The organism is Microbulbifer sp. MI-G (assembly GCF_030440425.1).
GTDB lineage: Bacteria > Pseudomonadota > Gammaproteobacteria > Pseudomonadales > Cellvibrionaceae > Microbulbifer > Microbulbifer spongiae.
Window position 1 is genome coordinate 1048100 of record NZ_CP098023.1, and the last position, 18278, is coordinate 1066377.

Here is an 18278-nt window from a genome sequence, read left to right on the forward strand (position 1 = left end):
TCAAAGCCAGAGTGGTATCAATGATAGATTCGCGGTGTAGCGGGCTCTGGGACGCAGGTGCAGTCAAGGAAATCGCACATTCCTATCCGTAGAAATATCCTTTGGGCATAGCAACTGCGCATCGCAAGATGCGATGGTACAAGAATAATTAGCAAAGGAATAAAAGTGATGAGAAAGCAAAGCACAAACAATTGTACTCCCTGCTCGGGGCGTGCCTTTTTGGCGCTTCTGGCAGGCTGGTGGCTGCTGCACTCCACCGGTGTATTCGCAGTAGAACCCCTGAGTGTCAGTGGGAATCGGATCTTGATCGATGGCCAACCGGGCAGTCTTGCAGGCAATAGCTACTTCTGGAGCAATAATGGTTGGGGTGGAGAGAAATACTACAATGCGAGTACCGTTAGTTGGTTGAAATCGGATTGGAAGTCAACACTGGTGCGGGCTGCAATGGGGGTCGAAGACGGGGGCGGATATTTTGAAGATCCGGCCGGTAATGAGGCCAAGGTGCGAGTGGTAGTGGATGCGGCCATAGCCAATGATATGTATGTCATTATTGATTGGCACTCCCACTATGCCCATACCCATGACTGGAGCCAGGCGATCAATTTTTTTAAGCGTATGGCGTCCGATTACGGTCATACAAACAATGTGATTTATGAGATTTACAATGAGCCGAAACAGGTTTCCTGGAGTAGTGACGTCAAGCCTTATGCCGAGTCGGTGATCAGTGCCATACGTGCTATCGATCCAGATAATCTGATTATTGTCGGAACACCCACCTGGTCTCAGGATGTCGACCAGGCTTCTTATGATCCTATTCGGGGCTATGCCAATATCGCCTATACCTTGCATTTTTATGCCGGTACGCATGGCCAATACTTGAGAGACAAAGCGCAAATTGCACTCAATAATGGCATTGCACTATTTGCCACTGAATGGGGAACTGTGAACGCAGACGGCAATGGGGGGGTGAATCATGGTGAAACTGATCGTTGGATGGATTTTCTGAAATCCAACAATATCAGTCATGCAAACTGGTCGATCAACGACAAAAATGAGGGGGCCTCTGCTCTCTGGCCCGGGGCGAATGCAAATGGCGGTTGGCCTGCCTCCAGTTTGACCGAATCCGGGAATAAAGTGCGTCAGATTATTCGAACCTGGGCAGGGAATACACCTCCAAACCCATCCGATTGCGACACAGTCACTTTGCCCGCAAAAATTGAAGCAGAGCATTTTTGTGAGATGTCCGGTGTTCAAATTGAGAGCACTTCGGATACGGGCGGTGGCAGTAGTGTCGGTTATCTCGATACTGGCGACTGGATGAGCTACAACATCACTGTGCCCAGCAGTGGTGACTATACGGTGTCCTATCGGGTGGCTGCGTTGGGTAGCGGCGGCGTATTGCAGTTGGAGAAACGTGGCGGTTCACCGGTATATGGTCAACTGGATATCCCCAATACCGGTGACTGGCAGAGCTGGACCACGATTCAACAGACTGTTCAGCTGGATGCCGGAGAGCAGGAGATAGCCATTGCGGTCCTGGGTCCCGCTTGGAATCTCAATTGGCTGGATATTCAGAGTAGTGACAACAACCCCGACCCGCCTGGTCAGGGCATCGTGATCGAAGCCGAGAACTACACCTATATGAGCGGTGTACAGACTGAGTCCACCAGTGATGTGGGGGGAGGGCAGAACGTCGGTTGGGTTGATGCCGGGGACTGGATGGCTTACCACGATATTGATATCCCTTCGAGCGGGAACTATACAGTAGAGTTCCGTGTGGCGGCCCTGGATGGTGGCTCCCTCAGCTTTGAACGTGCCGGGGGCAACCCCGTTTATGGCACTTTAACAATACCCGATACGGATGGTTGGCAAAACTGGACAACGATCTCTATGACCGTTTACCTGGAAGCCGGAAGGCAGAACTTTGGAATCGGTGTGCCCCGGGGGGGATGGAACCTGAACTGGATACGATTCACCAGGCTCTAGCAGGTTGTGAAAAAGGCCTTTCGTGGCCTTAGCCTGTTCGAAGGGTGCAAAGAGGGATTCACCCCTAGGCTTTTTGCCGGCTGAGTGAATGGGGTAGGTACACGTTTTCTTGCAATGTATTGAGAGCCCGGTAACTTCATCCAGTTGTCGGGTTTTCCAATGCGGCAGTCGAAAGAGCAGAGGTCATACCGGATTGCTTGCCGGGTAAATTGCGATTTCTTCCCGCGCCCACCTGCCTTTTCTGGAGCGCACCCTTCCTTTTCCGCCCAGGTCGCACATTTGGGTATACTGTGGCGAGGTAAATTGCGGGCTTGCCATCCAGTGACAATCACCAACCCAGAGCGGCTTCCGACACTCCTGCAGGTGGCAATGCAGCGCCACCCTGTGCCGGGCCAACTCTGGGTCGGGTTCTCCGGTGGCCTGGATTCCACAGTCCTGCTGCACCTGCTTGCCAGCTGCCAAATTCCGGTGCGGGCGCTGCATCTGCACCATGGCTTGAGTGCGAATGCGGACCACTGGTTGTCCCATTGTCGGGAGTTCGCCTGTCACCTGTCGGTACCCTTTACCGCTGTGCAGATACATGTGGCTACAGGAAAGGGAGGCTTGGAGCAGCGGGCCCGCAGGGCGAGGTATCGGGCGTTTGCCCAGGTGATGTCAGAGGGTGATCAGATCCTGCTCGGCCATCACGGGGATGATCAGGCTGAGACTTTCCTGTTGCGCCTGATGCGCGGTGCCGGGGTACTGGGGCTGGCCGGTATTGCGGAATCGCGCTTCCTGGGTGAGGGCAGGTCCCTTTTGAGGCCCCTGCTGGGAGCTAGCCGTGTCGAACTGGCGGCCTGGGCTGGGGACCATGGGCTTACCTGGATCGATGATGAGAGCAACGCCGATGAGTCCCTCGATCGCAATTATCTGCGCCACAGGGTGTTGCCGTTACTTTCCGCGCGTTGGCCGGCCAGACAACGGGTCGTGCGTGCGGTGGAAAATCTGCGGGAGTCCGCCGAATTGCTGCAGGCGTTGGCACTTGCAGATCTGCACGGCTGTGGATTACGCCGGGAGCGCTTTGGGGAGAGTTTGGCCCTGGAGAGGTTCACCGGTCTAAGTTTGGCCCGGCGCAAGAACCTGTTGCGCTACTGGTGTTTGCAGCAGGGCGGTAAGGCGCCGGAGTGGGCCCCCTTACAGCAGGCTCTGGAACAACTGGGCGCGGCGGCAGCGGATGCCCGGATTGCGGTGCAGCTGGGCGGCAGAGTGGTGAGGCGCTATCAGGGGCGTTTGTATCTGACCCCTGAGTTGGCGCGTTACGCGGTGAAAGAGGGAGGGGACCAAAAGTGCTGGGATGGCATCTCCGAGTTGCCTCTGCCGGGAGGGGGGGTGCTGGCACCCTCACCGGGCTGGCCAGGTTCACAGTATCGGGTGCGCTATCGCCGTGGGGGTGAGCGGGCACAGCCATCGGATCGGGTACATTCCCAGACCCTGAAGAAGTTATTACAGGAGCGGGCCCTGGAGCCCTGGCTGAGAGACAGGGTGCCACTGATCTATCGAGCGGGGGAGCTGGTGGCCGTCGGCGACCTGTTTACCTGCGATGTGGCGGGCCTCGCCCAGACGCCGCCACCCAGATGGTGGTTTTCCGATTGAGTGGAAAAGGGTTTTCTGCTAGTCTGGCCCCCCGTCTCAAAGGCACCGGAACGCGCTGGATTAACCGCCCGGGCCTGCCCTGAAAGCTCGACTTTCATCGAGCACCCAACTGATCAAGGTTTTGCATGACGCGCTATATTTTTGTAACTGGTGGCGTGGTTTCCTCATTGGGAAAAGGTATCGCCTCCGCCTCTCTGGCCGCCATTCTCGAGGCCCGTGGGCTCAAGGTGACCATCCTGAAGCTGGACCCCTATATCAACGTGGATCCGGGCACCATGAGCCCCTTCCAGCACGGGGAGGTCTATGTCACAGAAGATGGTGCGGAGACGGATCTTGACCTTGGTCACTACGAACGCTTTATTCGCACACGGATGTCCAAGCGCAACAACTTCACAACTGGCCGGGTTTACGAAACCGTACTGCGCAAGGAGCGCCGCGGGGACTACCTGGGCGGTACCGTACAGGTGATTCCCCATATTACTGACGAAATCAAACGCCGTGTACTGGAAGGCGGCCTTGATATGGATGTGGCCATCGTTGAGATCGGGGGTACCGTCGGTGATATTGAATCCCAGCCGTTCCTGGAGTCCGTGCGTCAGTTGCGCGTTGAGATGGGCATAAATCGCGCATTACTGATTCACCTGAGTTACGTACCCTTTATCACCACAGCTGGAGAAACCAAAACCAAGCCGACACAGCATTCTGTCAAAGAGCTGCGCTCCATTGGTCTGCAACCGGACATACTGCTGTGTCGCTCAGAGTGCGAGATCCACAAGGATGCCCGCCGTAAGATCGCATTGTTTACTAATGTAGAGGAGCGTGCGGTTGTCCCTCTGCCCGATGCCAAAACCATCTACAGTGTTCCGCGCCTGCTGCACAGCCATAGTCTCGACGATATCGTGGTGGAAAAACTGCAATTGCAATGCCGGGCCCCGGATCTGTCCGAGTGGGATCGGGTGGTGGATGGCAAGCTCAATCCCAACAAAGAAATCAGAATTGCCATGGTTGGCAAGTATATGGAGCTGCTGGATGCCTACAAGTCGCTGATTGAGTCCCTCACCCATGCAGGTATCAAACACCGCTGTAAAGTGGATATTGATTTTATCAATGCGGAAGAGGTTGAAGGGACCGAAGGCATTGACCTGATCTCCGGTGCCGATGCAATTCTGGTGCCCGGCGGTTTTGGTGAACGCGGCCTCGATGGCAAGCTGGAAGCGGTGCGTTACGCCCGTGAAAACGACATCCCCTACCTGGGTATCTGTCTTGGTTTGCAGTCTGTGGTAATTGAGTTTGCGCGCAATGTGCTCGGACTCGAAGGTGCCAACAGTACGGAATTTGATACCAAGACGCCGCACCCGGTGATTGGTCTGATCACCGAGTGGATCGACAGCGAAGGCAATGTAGAGAAGCGCGATGAGCAATCCGATCTCGGTGGTACCATGCGTCTGGGGGGGCAGGAGTGCCGCCTCGCAGAGGGCTCAAGGGCCCGTGAAATTTATGGTGCCAATGTGATTGTGGAGCGCCATCGCCACCGCTATGAAGTGAATAATAATTATGTCGACCGCCTGCAGCAGGCCGGTTTGAAGGTCGGCGGCTTTTCTGTGGATGACTCTCTGGTGGAAATGGTTGAACTGCCCAACCACCCCTGGTTTGTCGCCTGCCAATTTCACCCGGAATTCACCTCCACACCCCGCGATGGACACCCGCTGTTTGAGAGCTTCGTTGCCGCAGCCATGCAGCAGCGGGAAAACCGGGGTTAAAATAAAAAATGCAATTTTGCCACTGGCTTAACAGTCAGGGGGAGAGAACAGGAAGCAGACCGTGAAAACCATTGAAGTCGGAAATATTCAGATTGCGAATGACAGGCCCTTTGTTCTGTTTGGTGGTATGAATGTACTGGAGTCCCGGGAGCTGGCCATGCAAGTGGCGGAACACTTCGTTAAAGTCACCCAAAAGCTGGGAATTGACTACGTTTTCAAAGCCTCTTTTGACAAGGCAAACCGTTCCTCGGTCGATGCCTACCGCGGGCCGGGCATGGAAGCGGGCTTGAGGATTTTCCAGGAAATCAAAGAGACCTTTAATATTCCCCTGATTACCGATATACACGAGCAGTTCCAGGCGGCACCTGTGGCAGAGGTTGTGGATATTATCCAGTTGCCCGCTTTTCTTGCCCGCCAGACCGATCTGGTAGCGGCCATGGCCGCTACCGGTGCGGTGATCAATGTAAAGAAGCCACAGTTTATGAGTCCGCCGCAGGTCAAAAATATAGTGGATAAATTTGCCCAGTGTGGCAATGAAGACATTCTGTTATGCGAGCGTGGGACCTGCTTTGGCTACGACAATCTCGTGGTCGATATGCTAGGCTTTCGCACCATGATTGATGTTTCCGCAGGGGCCCCTGTGATCTTTGATGTGACGCACTCGCTGCAGATGCGCGACCCTTCTGGTGCCGCGTCCGGTGGACGCCGGGCGCAGGTTACAGAGCTGGGGCGCGCAGGTCTGGCGATTGGTATTGCCGGGTTGTTCCTCGAAGCACATCCGCAACCGGACAAGGCCCTGTGCGATGGGCCCAGCGCACTGCCTTTGGACAAGCTGGAGCCTTTCCTTGCACAAATGAAGGCGGTAGATGATCTGGTAAAAGGCTTTGCCACACTGGATACAAAATAACAGTAAACCTCATTCTAGGAGAGCTTCTTTGCCGGGTGCAGTATACCTGTTCCAGTGGCGCTAACCCTGTGAAACAGCTGCCGATACTTCAGCTACGAAAAGATTGTCCGCTGGGGTGCTGCTAGCCGGCGATTTTCCTCGCGCAACAGTTTGGATATCTCTTTTTCTTTCACGACCGATGTTTGAGTAAGTACCATATGGAGCCCGTTTTAATGAGCAAGATTGTCGCTGTTAAAGCCTACGAAGTGCTGGATTCCCGCGGTAACCCTACCGTTGAAGCTGATGTGATGTTGGAGGACGGGTCTATCGGTTCCGCCTGCGCCCCCTCCGGCGCATCCACCGGCTCCCGAGAGGCACTCGAACTGCGCGATGGGGACGAGGCCCGCTACTTTGGCAAGGGCGTTCTGAAAGCTGTTGAGAATATTAATACCACTGTTGCCGACCTGCTTAAGGGTATGGATGCGGCAGATCAGCGTGCACTGGACAAAGCGATGATCGATGCCGATGGTACTGAAAACAAAGCCAGGCTGGGCGCCAACACTATCCTGGCCGTATCCCTGGCTGCGGCCAAAGCCGCGGCGGCGTCGAAAAAAATTCCGCTGTATCAGCATATTGCAGAAGTTAATGGCACTGCCGGTCAGTATTCCATGCCGGTCCCTATGATGAATATCCTCAATGGTGGAGAACACGCCGACAACAACGTGGATATTCAGGAATTTATGATCCAGCCGGTAAATGCCACGACTTTTGCCGAGGCCCTGCGCCAGGGGGCCGAGATTTTCCACAGCCTGAAAAAAGTGTTGTCGAGGAACAAGCTCAGCACTGCCGTCGGGGATGAGGGCGGCTTTGCCCCCAACCTGCCCTCCAACGAAGCGGCCCTGAAAGTGATTGCCGAGGCAGTGGAAAAGGCCGGTTACACCCTGGGTGAGGATATTGCCCTGGCGCTGGACTGCGCCTCCTCCGAATTTTACAAGGATGGCAAGTACAATCTGTCAGGTGAGGGCAAGCAGTACGACAGTGAAGGCTTTGCCAATTACCTGGCTGAGTTGTCTTCCAATTACCCGATCCTGTCCATCGAAGATGGTATGGATGAGAGCGATTGGGATGGCTGGAAAATACTGACCGATAAGATTGGTGAGAAAGTCCAGTTGGTGGGTGATGACCTATTTGTAACCAATACCAGGATCCTCAGAGAAGGTATTGAGAGGGGGGTGGGCAATGCCATCTTGATCAAGTTCAACCAGATCGGCTCTCTGTCAGAAACGCTTGATGCGATCAAAATGGCCAAAGAGGCCGGATATACCGTAGTCATTTCTCACCGTTCCGGTGAGACCGAGGACACCACGATCGCAGATCTGGCTGTCGCCACTGCTGCAGGCCAGATCAAGACCGGCTCTCTGTGTCGCTCAGACCGCGTCGCCAAGTACAACCGCCTGCTGCGTATCGAAGCGGAGTTGAACGGGGCGGCGGCCTACCGCGGCCGGGCTGAATTCACCTGATGGTTCTTACTTGTTGAAAGAGCACAGTATGAGATACCTGCTGCAGTGCATAGTGACCAGGCCATCAGGTCGATCCTCGATGACTTTACTGACTGCCGCCCTTGAAATATGGGGGTAATTGCGCTGAGCTGTTTGTACTTTATGGACTTGTGGTGGCCTGTGGTTGGCGGCTCCGCCCCGGGCCCTATCCCCTGGCAGCCGGTTGCGTTGCCGGGTAAATCTCTTTATCAGCGAAACAATCCTGGTCTCGTATGAAATGGCTGCTGGCAATTCTCACCATCCTACTGCTTGCCACCCAATATCGGCTCTGGGTAGGTCCAGGCAGTCTCGCCGAAATCACCCGTCTCAAGCGTCAACTCGCCGTACAGCGAGAGAAAAATGCCGCTCTTGAGCAGGAAAACCGCCAATTGTTCAGGGAGGTGCGCAGTCTCAAAGTGGGTACCGACGGGATTGAGGCCAGGGCGCGCTATGATTTGGGACTGATCAAGGAAGGGGAAACACTGTTTATCTTCCTGGATACGCAAGAGACCGGGCAGTGATTAGGGATTACTGGGTTGTCGTGCCCGCCGCCGGCACCGGCAAGCGCATGGGTGCCGATCGGCCAAAGCAGTATCTACCGCTCATGGGACGACCGCTGTTATCCCTGACGTTAGAGAATGTTTTAAGCTGGCCGGGGCTTGCGGGAATTGTTGTGGCCCTGTCGAAAGAGGATGGGTTTTTCCCCCACCTCAAAGAGGCCCAAAATCCCAAGGTACACACGGTGATTGGTGGTGCCGAGCGGGCAGATTCTGTGCTGGCTGCACTGACGTATCTCATCGGGCGTGCGGTGGATGATACGCCGGTACTCGTCCATGATGCCGCCCGCCCCTGTATTACTCGGAGGGATATTGGTGCACTGCTCGATGAAGGCGTTTCGCCCATTGCCCTCTTGGCGCGCCCGGCTAGTGATACGGTGAAGCAGAGCCGGACTCTGGATGGGGCACCCTGCGCCGAACAGACGTTGGACCGGAGGCGGATCTGGCTCGCACAAACGCCGCAGCGTGCCCCTTTACACCTGCTGTATTCCTGCCTGAGCCGGGCCCTCAAACAAGGTAAAACGGTCACCGATGAGGCCAGCGCACTCGAAATGTATGGACATTCGCCCCAACTCGTGGCGGTGCAGGGCGATAATCTCAAAGTGACCCACCCCTTCGATCTCTTGGTAGCAGAGGCCATTTTGCGCCTGCGCTACGCCCCTACAGAGGATAAACAGTAGTGAGTTTTCGAATAGGCCAAGGCTTTGACGTACATGCCTTTGGTCCAGGTAATCATGTTGTCATCGGCGGAGTGAAAATTCCGTACGAGCGCGGCCTTGAGGCCCATTCAGACGGTGATGTACTTCTACATGCCCTGGCGGATGCACTGCTGGGTGCCCTGGCCCTGGGAGATATCGGCCACCATTTTCCTGAGACGGATGCCCGTTACGCCAACGTGGATAGCCGCAGGTTATTACGAAAGGTTGTCACCCTGATCAATCACAAAGGGTATCGCCTGGTGAACGCCGACATTACTCTGATTGCCCAGGCGCCGAAGATGGCCCCCTATGTTGAAGCGATGCGCACTACTATCGCCGCAGATTGTGGTGTTGAACGCGGTGATATCAGTGTCAAGGCGACGACGACGGAGAGACTGGGGTTTCCTGGTCGCGGCGAAGGCATCGCAGCCCAGGCCGTTGTGTTACTCGAGCACTCCCATGACTGAAGGCTGGAAACTGGATTGGCCGCGGGCGTTGGGTGCAGTGTATGTGAGCGCAGACTTTCGCACTGAGCCGGAAGACTTTGTTGTTGAAGAACTGGCGTTTCCGCCGCCCTCTGAAAATGGTGAGCATGTTTATCTGCAGATCAGAAAGCGCGGCGCAAACACGGCCTGGGTGGCAAAGCAGTTGGCGACTCTTGCCGGCGTAAACACCTCGGATGTGGGCTATTTCGGTTTGAAAGACCGGCATGGGTTAACTACCCAGTGGTTCAGTGTATGGCTGGGGAAAAAGCTCCAGCCGGACTGGTCGCGACTCAACGGCCCGGAGATCTCTGTGCTGCACACTTTTCGCGGCTCGCGCAAGTTGCGTCGGGGCGAGCACAGCGGAAACCGGTTCAAAATCCGCCTGCGCAGTATTCGCGGGAAGCGAGCTGCTGCCGAGCAGAGACTGGATAAAATTAGCGCCGGTGTGCCCAATTACTTTGGTGAGCAGCGCTTTGGTATCCATGGGAACAACCTGGATTTGGTCCGCCATTTGGCCGAGGGTGGCGGGGGCTGTGGCAAAAGCAAAAAGGCCTTTGCCATGTCCGCAGCGCGCAGTTGGCTGTTTAATCAGGTCCTGGCAGAAAGGGTCGATGCGGGCAACTGGCGGGAGGTGCTCGATGGTGAGCCGGAAGCAAATCCCAGCGGCCCTCTTTGGGGGCGCGGGCGCAATCCGGCATCCCGTGTACAGGAAGAGTTGGAGCAGCGTGCTCTGCTCCCCTGGCAGCCCTGGTGCAACTGGTTAGAGCACTGCGGGCTCAGGCAGGAGCGCCGGGCCTTGGTACTACGCCCTGAGGCGTTTCACTATCAATGGGAAGAAGACAGTCTGGTGCTCGGGTTTTCCCTGTCCCATGGTGAATTTGCAACAGCGCTGTTGAGGGAAGTGGCCCAGCTGGTCAATGTGAAATCAAGCACTTAAAATTTGGTACTGGAAGTGACAGGTGTTTTGCAGGGCATGGAAATAAACCGTATATGGATCATTTAAGACACGAAGGCCTGGGAATGACCTCCCAGCGCACCCGCAACCGTTTGATACAGCGGCTGCGGGAAGAGGGGATTAAAAACGAGCAGGTTCTGGAAGTGATGGCTTCGATCCCCCGGCATCTGTTTCTGGATGAAGCCCTGGCGATTCGCGCTTACGAGGATACGGCTCTGCCCATAGGCTACGGCCAGACCATCTCGCAACCTTATATTGTTGCCCGCATGACTGAGTTGCTGCTGGATCGGGCTAAGTCCCTTCGGCGCGTACTGGAAGTGGGCACCGGTTCGGGCTATCAAACAGCGATTCTCGCTGGCCTGGTCGAACAACTTTACTCCGTTGAGCGTGTCGAACCCCTGTTGGAAAAGGCACGCCGACGCCTGGCAGAGCTGGGTTTGCGCAATGTTGAGTACAAACTCAGTAATGGGGGGTTTGGCTGGCCGGATAGGGGCCCCTACACTGCCATTCTTGCGGCGGCAGCACCGGCAATTGTTCCGGATGAGTTGAAACGGCAGTTGGCACCCAATGGTGTAATGGTTATCCCGGTGGGATCAGAGCAGCAGTATTTGACTCTGTTGGTCCGCCGCCAGGACAGCGATTTGTTTGATGTAGAAAAACTGGAAGCGGTGCGTTTTGTGCCGCTCCTTAGTGGTGTTGTTCGATGAATTTGGTTGAAATCGCCAAGAGCCGATATCCCGCAGTGGTGCTGCGTGGCATGGCAATGGGTGCGGCTGATGTTGTCCCTGGTGTTTCCGGCGGTACCATCGCTTTTATTACCGGTATTTACCGGGAGTTGCTGGACTCTTTGAGTCAAATTGGGCCGCGCTGTATTCCCTTGTTGAAGAATGAAGGGGTCGTGGCGCTGTGGAAATACATTAATGGCAGTTTTCTGCTATCTCTGTTTGCTGGTATTTTGATCAGTATTTTCAGTCTTGCGCGCCTGATCAGTGGCCTTCTCAGCGACTATCCAATTGTGGTCTGGTCTTTTTTTTTCGGCCTTGTACTGGCATCTTCTGTGCCTGTTTTGCGCAAGATACCCAGATGGTCTCCATCGGTGTTTGTATTTCTACTGCTGGGAGCACTTTTGGCGGTAACGGTGAGTGAACTGCGTCCCGGTGATATCCCCGCGACTCCGCTGACCCTGTTTTTTTCCGGTGCCCTGGCTATTTGCGCCATGGTCCTGCCGGGTATTTCCGGTGCTTTCATTCTCTTGTTGATTGGGATCTACCCCAAGGTACTCACAGCGGTGCACGAACTGCAGATTACCAGCTTGTTCTGCTTTGCCGCTGGTGCAACCGTAGGTCTGATCCTGTTCAGTCGACTGCTCTCGTGGCTGATACACAAGTATGTTGCCAGAACACTGGCTTTTCTGGCTGGGATATTGCTGGGCAGTCTGAAAATTCTCTGGCCCTGGAAGTTGCCTATGGAGGGAGAAGTTGCGATGTCCAGTAAACTGGCCCCACTGCAGGCGAATACCTCCCCGGCCAAGTTTGTGGTGCAAAGCGGCGAAGAGTCCTATTTGGGGATGGCCGTCATCGCAGCGCTTGCCGCTATCCTGTTGGTACTTGCCGTGGACTTTTTTGCTGCAGCTCATAGAGGGAAATCCTGTGCCACACCGCAATAAGATCTCGGAAATCTCGGTATGGCAGCTTTTTAAGAGACTTTTACGGGGATTTTTACCGCTTTTCTTTAGACGCTTTTTCCATAAATGCCGCAGTCTGATTTAAAAAGAGAATAATGAAATGTCACCTTTCACAACATCCTCAACACCGTTCTTGGCGGGGCAATAGTTTTGGGCTTGGATACTTTTTGGTTAGGTTGTTAAAGATATTAGGCACAAGTGTGCTAATTTGGGGTTTGTTTTCCTGTGGCAGCCACAGGGCTCCCAGCAGTTCCCTGAAACAGCCCCCCGACATTCGCTTGAACTACCATACGGTGAGCCAGGGAGATACGCTGTATTCGATCGCCTGGCGCTACGGTAAGGATTTCCGACATCTAGCCGCACTCAACGGCATCGCCTCCCCCTATTATATCTATCCGGGCCAGCGCCTGAAGCTGAATGGAAAAGCCCCTGCCAGCACGGTTTCAGTGGCGCGGGAAAAGACTAAAAAAATGCCGAGCAGCAAGGTGGCTAACAAGAAGACTGCTTCAGCATCCAGTAAAAAATCTTTAACGCGAAGTAGCAAGCGCCATGCGAGCCAGGCCCGGCGGGCGGGCTCAATTCGCTGGCGTTGGCCCGCACGTGGAAAAGTGATCAGCCAATTCCGCTCCGGTGATCCCCTGCGCAAGGGAGTTGATATCGCCGGAGAAAAGGGAGAATCTGTATTGGCAGCGGCCGATGGCACCGTTATCTACGCGGGAAACGCATTGAGAGGTTATGGAAAGCTGCTGATCGTGAAGCACAGTGACGAGTATCTGAGTGCTTATGCCCACAACCACCGGCTACTGGTGCGGGAGGGCAGTGCAGTCAAAGCGGGACAGCGGATAGCGGAATTGGGTTCAAGTGGTACCGACCGCAACAAGCTCCACTTTGAGATTCGCAGAAACGGTCAGCCAGTAGACCCTCTTGCCTATTTGCCGTAAGCCGGACGGATGTTCTGCGGCCCTGTAATAAAAATGGACTTTTTATTGATACCACTTGAGGTAGTTACTGTAATCGTGACCACCGCAGGGTCAGCTGATTCAGTGGCTGTCGCCACATGCCCTTAGGGACAGATTGGTGCTTGAGTAGTCTTTGGGGTGTGTTTGGCGGCTGATATTGGCAAAGTACAAGGAGCAGGGGAAATGGAAGCACAGCGGCAAGATCAGTCAATGGCTGGCCAGGCAGAAGACTTTCCTCCTGAGTTGGTTGAAAAAAATGATGAGCAGCAACTGGATCGCAATAAAGGGATAGTTACAGGCCGTACGCGGAAAAAAGCGGCAAAAAATACTGCCGCCGCCTCCTCGGAGAAGAGCCGGGTTCGCAGGCTGAACGGTGATGGTCATTTGCAGAAGAATCTGGATGCCACCCAGCTCTACCTGGATGAAATTGGTTTCTCTCCTCTACTGACTGCTGAAGAGGAAGTCTATTACGCACGCAAGGCGTTGCGTGGAGATGCCGCGGCTAGAAAGCGGATGATTGAAAGCAATCTGCGCCTTGTGGTAAAGATTGCCCGCCGGTACGTCAGTCGTGGCTTGGCTCTGCTGGATTTGATTGAAGAGGGCAACCTGGGATTAATCCGCGCAGTAGAAAAGTTTGATCCGGAGCGCGGATTTCGCTTTTCCACGTACGCTACTTGGTGGATACGGCAGACTATTGAACGCGCGATAATGAATCAGACCCGGACAATCCGCCTACCCATTCATGTGGTCAAGGAATTAAATGTCTATTTGCGGGCATCTCGCGAGTTGGCTCAGAAACTGGATCACGAACCATCCGCAGAAGAGATTGCCAATTTGCTGGAGAAACCGGTAGAGGATGTCGAGCGGATGCTGGGGCTCAATGAGCGGGTTACCTCCGTGGATACGCCGATCGGACCCTCCTCTGAAAAGACCCTGGTGGATACCATTCCCGACCAGCAGGAGTCTGATCCGGCTGAGCTGTTGCAGGACAATGACCTGTTTGAAAGCATCAACCGCTGGCTTGGAGAGCTTCCCGAAAAACAATGTGAAGTGGTTTCACGTCGATTCGGATTGCGTGGTTTTGAAGCCAGTACCCTCGAAGAAGTCGGGCGGGAAATCGGCCTCACCCGCGAACGAGTTCGCCAGATCCAGGTTGATGCACTCAAGCGCTTGCGCGAAGTGATGGAAAAGCAGGGGCTGGACGGGCAATCCCTATTTGGAAACTTTTAAACCTGGCTCGAAGTAAGCACCCCGCGAAGACGGTGTCTTCGCGGGGCTTTCAGTGAAGACACAGGGCCTGGATTTACCTACTTCTGTACCCATCGCCCGAGATTATCCTGGTAATACTCACCCGGGGAGAGACGCGCTTCCAGTTTCTCTGCCGCGCGTGCCGCTACCTGGGCGATATCGATGTTGTTGCGCTTGGCAATCTGGGCATAGGCGGCTTTGCGCTTTGTATTGACCTGTTTTACCAGTTTTTCCAGCTCCGGAGAACTGGTGTCCACGATTGCGATGTAACCGCTGTTAGACTCACCTACCAGCCCCTGACTCTTGGCCGCATTCAGAGAAATCGCCAGTGCCGGCAATGTGATTAGGATACCCAGAAACAGCAGGGTTTTTTTCACCATACTCATGTTTTTCCTCCTCAGAAAATGCCATCCTTACCTTCAAACAAGTTGTCGAGGTCCCGATCCACCTTGACCCGGATTTCGTGTTCAATCTTGACGTTTAGGTTGACCGTAATCGGTTCAGTGGGCGCCTTAACAGCGACGGTTGGCGTGCACCCTGTAACAACCATAGCGTAAAGCAGTCCCACGGAAATCAGCTGTCTGGCTCTCATTTCAAACTCCTAGCAATGCCTGTTGGGCATCTATTGACTTGCGACATCATCAGCGATTGCCGCAACTGATCGGCCAGGTTTAACGATCAGGTCGGGAGTGGCCATAGTTCTATGGTACAGACCCAATCTTAACCGGTTCTGAACTGGCAGGGGCTTACACCCCGAAGTGAATCCAGTACAGGAGAGCCTACTGTATAGGCGAGCTACTGGTCCAGCTGCTTTTCCAGAGCTTCTGCCACGTCCCGGCTGGCTTGCAGGGAATGCAACATGGCTGGAATGTTGTTCTCAAGGTTGAGATTGATAATCAGGTCCCTGTCAATATCCACTGAGTCACTGCGCCCTACTAGCTGGAGTTTCAACAGCAGGTCTCCGCTGGGAGAATACTCCATGTTGCCTTCGAGTGTGTGGAAAAGATAGTCCTCCAGTGCGTTGGCAATCAGGTTCAGTTGCGGGTTATCTGCCAGCATTTGTGGAGAAAAGGCACCGTAATAGCGCAATTGACCACCGGGCGCCAATGCCCTGACATGTCCCTTTTCCACCGTGATCCCATCGGGACCAGTGATCATCGGTATGGTCAGGTTGAGGCGACCTTTAGCCTCAAAGTGTTTGGATTCTGTTACGCGGGCCAGTTCTTCCAGGGAAATATCTTGAGCATACAGCGTGCTCTGTCGCTTCACTTGAGACAGGTTCCATGTCAGTGCCTGCGAAGTCACCTTCCCGCCGAGAAACTCTGCAGCAAAATCCCTCAGAACGAGGTCCATATCCCTATCCAGAAATAGGGAGAAGCGGATTTTTTCCAGGGGAAGGCCCGCGTCCATGGATTGTATTGACAGTGATTGTGGCTCCCCTGTGACCCACTGTCCACTATCCTTTTCAAACAGCAGCTTTGCGTCAATGCCTGTTGCGAAACTATCTGCATAAACAGTGGCTATATCAGACAACGTCAGCCGCAGAGCACTACCTTGTTGTTGGGGCCAGGAGAGTGTTCCGCTGGCTGATACTTGTCCTGAAACCACATCAATTGGTAGTCCCTTCACGGTTTGGCTTAGGGGCTGCATGGGGCTGAAAACAACTGGTGGTAGGGAAAAGAGAATACGGCCTTTTGCCTGTTTCAGACTATGCTGTAAGTGATGCTGTATTACCAGTGGACCAGAAACCAGGTTTCCTTTTCCCTCTAGCACATTACCGGTAAGAGCGACAAATCCAGACAGGCTGGCATCCAGAGCGTAATTTCCCGAGGCCGTTAAATGCAGGTTGTTGCTGTTATATGTGCCGCTAAAATCGGTCTTTCCGTCCTCGATCTGTAGCTTTAGATTACCGAAACTGACATCGCCTGAGAATGAAAGAGACTCATTGACAGTTGCTGTGACGTTACTTTCCCCCTTTGTACTGTTACAACTGGAGGTATGTGCATGAAAGACACAGTGGAGGCCTGGCATTCGGAACTCACTATTCTTCAGATGCAGGCTTTTGTCTTTTATCTCTTTTGCAGTCACTGTGAACGCTTTTATTTGTAGCCAGTACTTATCACCGGTTTTTTGGATACGCACGTTACTATCTGAGAATAGCTGTGTGATGGAGATCCCGGAAATGGGATTGACAATCTCAGGAACCTCAGACTCTATGCCAAAAGTACATTCGGTATTGTCATTAATATTGCAACGGATTTTCCGAAAATGGGCCAGAATTGAATTTCTGCTTTTCTCTCCCTGCATTTTTACAGAAACGGTTCCTCCACTGACTACCAGGTGAATCCGGCCAGATTGAGAGATTGCTCCCGTGATTGTAAGGTTGTCCTCCACACCAACTTGTACCCGACTTTTGTCAAAGCCAAATGGTTGTAATAGAGAGCCCTCTGTACTATTTTGCATATGGGCTGTAATATGCACTTGGCTCTCAGGTGTCAGGGTGAGAGTGAAGCTGTCAAACACCTTTTTTTCTGTAGAAGAGAGTTGGTCCAAGGGCTGTAGGTTGATTTCTCCATAAAAGTTTAATGTTCCATTCTGGTTTTTAATGGATGTGAGTGCTGGAATTGTATTCCAAATAGGAGAGTTGGCTAATATTTTTCCAGAGGCAAGATTAACTGACCCGTTAACGAGAATTCTGGAAATATTTGTTTGAATATGGGATTCAAACTCAGAGTCCAATAGAAAATTCCGCTCAGGGAGATTGCCCGCCGGAAAGAGAATTAACCTGCCAGCTCCAGTGATATACTCGGGAATTAACCGATCTAATCCACTCAATTTTATCTCAATAGGAGTTGTAGTCGATAGTTGGGCTTTCAGTACTGTATCGAGTAATTTACTTTGAAAAGATGCTGTCAGGTTTTCGCTCTCAAATGAAAAAGTGATATTTCGATAGCCTGAAATTGCAGTGATATTGTCGGGTATATCAGATGTCGTACGGATGGCAATAGCCCCGGTTGTGTGTATTTTTGGTGAGAGCCCAGTTGCTGAACCTGTGGCGATATCTACAAATGGTGAGAGACTATCCATAGTTAGCACTGCATTTGTATCTAGAAGCCAGCCACCGTGTATATTTTTTACAATAGTGACATCTGCATATGAAACAGCCTTTCTTATATTGGAATCTATACTGGCATTCAGTTGAATTTTTGCTGGGGTAATATCGGCTTTTAAGGATAAATTGTATGATTCATGTTGAGAGGATGTGTAAGGTAGTTTTGCAGATATATGGCGATTATGACGTGTAATATCCAATGGGCCCATGAGATCATTGTTGTCGAGTACTATCTGGTTGATAAAAACTTTACCCGGCATAAAGTAGATAATAGATTGAAGGGCTTGGCTTAGATCTATGACTGGATAAGCATGCTTTTTATCTGCAGTGTTCAGAGTATTGATCGGCCCTGTCCATCCTCCCGTATGTAGACTCAGCTTCCCCACTGAGATTTCTACCCTTTCACTGCTTTTGCGATTAAGAACAATATGGAAAGGGTGGCTGATGGTTACCTTATCCAGAATAAACATTTTACCCCTGGCAGGTTGCAATCGAATCTGTCTAGCTGAAATTTCACCGAAGCCCAATTCCAAACCGGAGATATTCTGGATAACTGCCTGTCCGTAAAGTAGATTGATTATCCGTGATATGGCTGGTTCCTTCATGTACCAACTGCCAATGAGAAGGGTGATCAGAACCAATGTCAGTACAATAAAAAAAATACGTGATTTGCGCACACCAAACCTCTCGACATCGGGTTAAATCATAAGGTTGTATTATCACCCGTATTTTTTCAATCCGAAAAATATTGCAGGATCTGTTTGATATTGGACCTATA

General features: G+C 53.0%; 16 protein-coding genes. 13 read left to right on the forward strand and 3 right to left on the reverse strand.

What is annotated here, in order from left to right:
• Window positions 1–168: 168 nt before the first annotated feature.
• From M8T91_RS04315 to rpoS, 13 genes are all read left to right on the forward strand, one after another.
• On the forward strand, window positions 169–1986 hold the full coding sequence (locus tag M8T91_RS04315) for a carbohydrate-binding protein (RefSeq protein WP_301417160.1): 1818 nt from the start codon (window positions 169–171) through the stop codon (window positions 1984–1986).
• Between the two features lie 321 nt (window positions 1987–2307).
• Window positions 2308–3618: a tRNA lysidine(34) synthetase TilS gene (tilS, locus tag M8T91_RS04320; RefSeq protein ID WP_301417162.1), complete on the forward strand. Its 1311-nt coding sequence runs from the start codon at window positions 2308–2310 to the stop codon at window positions 3616–3618.
• A gap of 125 nt (window positions 3619–3743) precedes the next feature.
• Window positions 3744–5378, forward strand: coding sequence for a CTP synthase (gene pyrG, locus M8T91_RS04325; protein ID WP_301417164.1), 1635 nt, complete (start codon window positions 3744–3746; stop codon window positions 5376–5378).
• 61 nt (window positions 5379–5439) lie between these two features.
• On the forward strand, window positions 5440–6285 hold the full coding sequence (kdsA, locus tag M8T91_RS04330) for a 3-deoxy-8-phosphooctulonate synthase (protein WP_301417166.1): 846 nt from the start codon (window positions 5440–5442) through the stop codon (window positions 6283–6285).
• A 212-nt stretch (window positions 6286–6497) separates the two neighbouring features.
• The gene (eno, locus tag M8T91_RS04335; RefSeq protein WP_301417168.1) at window positions 6498–7784 is read left to right on the forward strand and encodes a phosphopyruvate hydratase; all 1287 of its coding nucleotides are present in this window, start codon (window positions 6498–6500) and stop codon (window positions 7782–7784) included.
• A 251-nt stretch (window positions 7785–8035) separates the two neighbouring features.
• Window positions 8036–8323 carry a septum formation initiator family protein gene (locus M8T91_RS04340; RefSeq protein ID WP_301417170.1) on the forward strand — a complete coding sequence of 96 codons (288 nt, stop codon included), beginning with the start codon at window positions 8036–8038 and terminating at the stop codon, window positions 8321–8323.
• Window positions 8320–9039 (forward strand): 2-C-methyl-D-erythritol 4-phosphate cytidylyltransferase, encoded by a 720-nt coding sequence (gene ispD / locus M8T91_RS04345; RefSeq protein WP_301417172.1) that lies wholly within the window; start codon window positions 8320–8322, stop codon window positions 9037–9039. Before M8T91_RS04340 ends, ispD begins: the two co-directional genes overlap by 4 nt.
• Window positions 9039–9524 (forward strand): 2-C-methyl-D-erythritol 2,4-cyclodiphosphate synthase, encoded by a 486-nt coding sequence (ispF, locus tag M8T91_RS04350; protein ID WP_301417174.1) that lies wholly within the window; start codon window positions 9039–9041, stop codon window positions 9522–9524. Before ispD ends, ispF begins: the two co-directional genes overlap by 1 nt.
• Window positions 9517–10479, forward strand: a complete 963-nt coding sequence (gene truD, locus M8T91_RS04355; RefSeq protein WP_301417176.1) for a tRNA pseudouridine(13) synthase TruD — start codon at window positions 9517–9519, stop codon at window positions 10477–10479. Before ispF ends, truD begins: the two co-directional genes overlap by 8 nt.
• Before the next feature lie 53 nt (window positions 10480–10532).
• Window positions 10533–11204, forward strand: coding sequence for a protein-L-isoaspartate(D-aspartate) O-methyltransferase (locus M8T91_RS04360; RefSeq protein WP_301417178.1), 672 nt, complete (start codon window positions 10533–10535; stop codon window positions 11202–11204).
• Entirely contained in the window at window positions 11201–12163 is a 963-nt protein-coding gene (locus tag M8T91_RS04365) for a DUF368 domain-containing protein (protein ID WP_301417179.1), read from the forward strand. Before M8T91_RS04360 ends, M8T91_RS04365 begins: the two co-directional genes overlap by 4 nt.
• Before the next feature lie 185 nt (window positions 12164–12348).
• Window positions 12349–13122 carry a peptidoglycan DD-metalloendopeptidase family protein gene (locus M8T91_RS04370; protein ID WP_436970319.1) on the forward strand — a complete coding sequence of 258 codons (774 nt, stop codon included), beginning with the start codon at window positions 12349–12351 and terminating at the stop codon, window positions 13120–13122.
• Between the two features lie 201 nt (window positions 13123–13323).
• Entirely contained in the window at window positions 13324–14370 is a 1047-nt protein-coding gene (gene rpoS, locus M8T91_RS04375; protein ID WP_301417183.1) for an RNA polymerase sigma factor RpoS, read from the forward strand.
• 77 nt (window positions 14371–14447) lie between these two features.
• On the opposite strand, the gene M8T91_RS04380 is transcribed toward rpoS, so the two are convergent.
• From M8T91_RS04380 to M8T91_RS04390, 3 genes are all read right to left on the reverse strand, one after another.
• Window positions 14448–14774, reverse strand: coding sequence for a YdbL family probable chaperone protein (locus M8T91_RS04380; protein ID WP_301417185.1), 327 nt, complete (start codon window positions 14772–14774; stop codon window positions 14448–14450).
• 11 nt (window positions 14775–14785) lie between these two features.
• Window positions 14786–14980, reverse strand: a complete 195-nt coding sequence (locus M8T91_RS04385) for a YnbE family lipoprotein (RefSeq protein WP_301417188.1) — start codon at window positions 14978–14980, stop codon at window positions 14786–14788.
• Window positions 14981–15183: 203 nt separating this feature from the next.
• Window positions 15184–18177, reverse strand: a complete 2994-nt coding sequence (locus M8T91_RS04390; RefSeq protein WP_301417190.1) for an intermembrane phospholipid transport protein YdbH family protein — start codon at window positions 18175–18177, stop codon at window positions 15184–15186.
• Window positions 18178–18278: the final 101 nt, after the last annotated feature.

Bases quoted from the DNA above. Each gene is read 5' to 3' on its own strand.
- M8T91_RS04315 (WP_301417160.1), top strand. From the start codon at position 169: ATGAGAAAGCAAAGCACAAACAATTGTACTCCCTGCTCGGGGCGTGCC.
- pyrG (WP_301417164.1), top strand. From the start codon at position 3,744: ATGACGCGCTATATTTTTGTAACTGGTGGCGTGGTTTCCTCATTGGGA.
- eno (WP_301417168.1), top strand. From the start codon at position 6,498: ATGAGCAAGATTGTCGCTGTTAAAGCCTACGAAGTGCTGGATTCCCGC.
- M8T91_RS04340 (WP_301417170.1), top strand. From the start codon at position 8,036: ATGAAATGGCTGCTGGCAATTCTCACCATCCTACTGCTTGCCACCCAA.
- truD (WP_301417176.1), top strand. From the start codon at position 9,517: ATGACTGAAGGCTGGAAACTGGATTGGCCGCGGGCGTTGGGTGCAGTG.
- M8T91_RS04360 (WP_301417178.1), top strand. From the start codon at position 10,533: ATGGATCATTTAAGACACGAAGGCCTGGGAATGACCTCCCAGCGCACC.
- M8T91_RS04365 (WP_301417179.1), top strand. From the start codon at position 11,201: ATGAATTTGGTTGAAATCGCCAAGAGCCGATATCCCGCAGTGGTGCTG.
- rpoS (WP_301417183.1), top strand. From the start codon at position 13,324: ATGGAAGCACAGCGGCAAGATCAGTCAATGGCTGGCCAGGCAGAAGAC.
- M8T91_RS04380 (WP_301417185.1), bottom strand. From the start codon at position 14,774: ATGAGTATGGTGAAAAAAACCCTGCTGTTTCTGGGTATCCTAATCACA.
- M8T91_RS04385 (WP_301417188.1), bottom strand. From the start codon at position 14,980: ATGAGAGCCAGACAGCTGATTTCCGTGGGACTGCTTTACGCTATGGTT.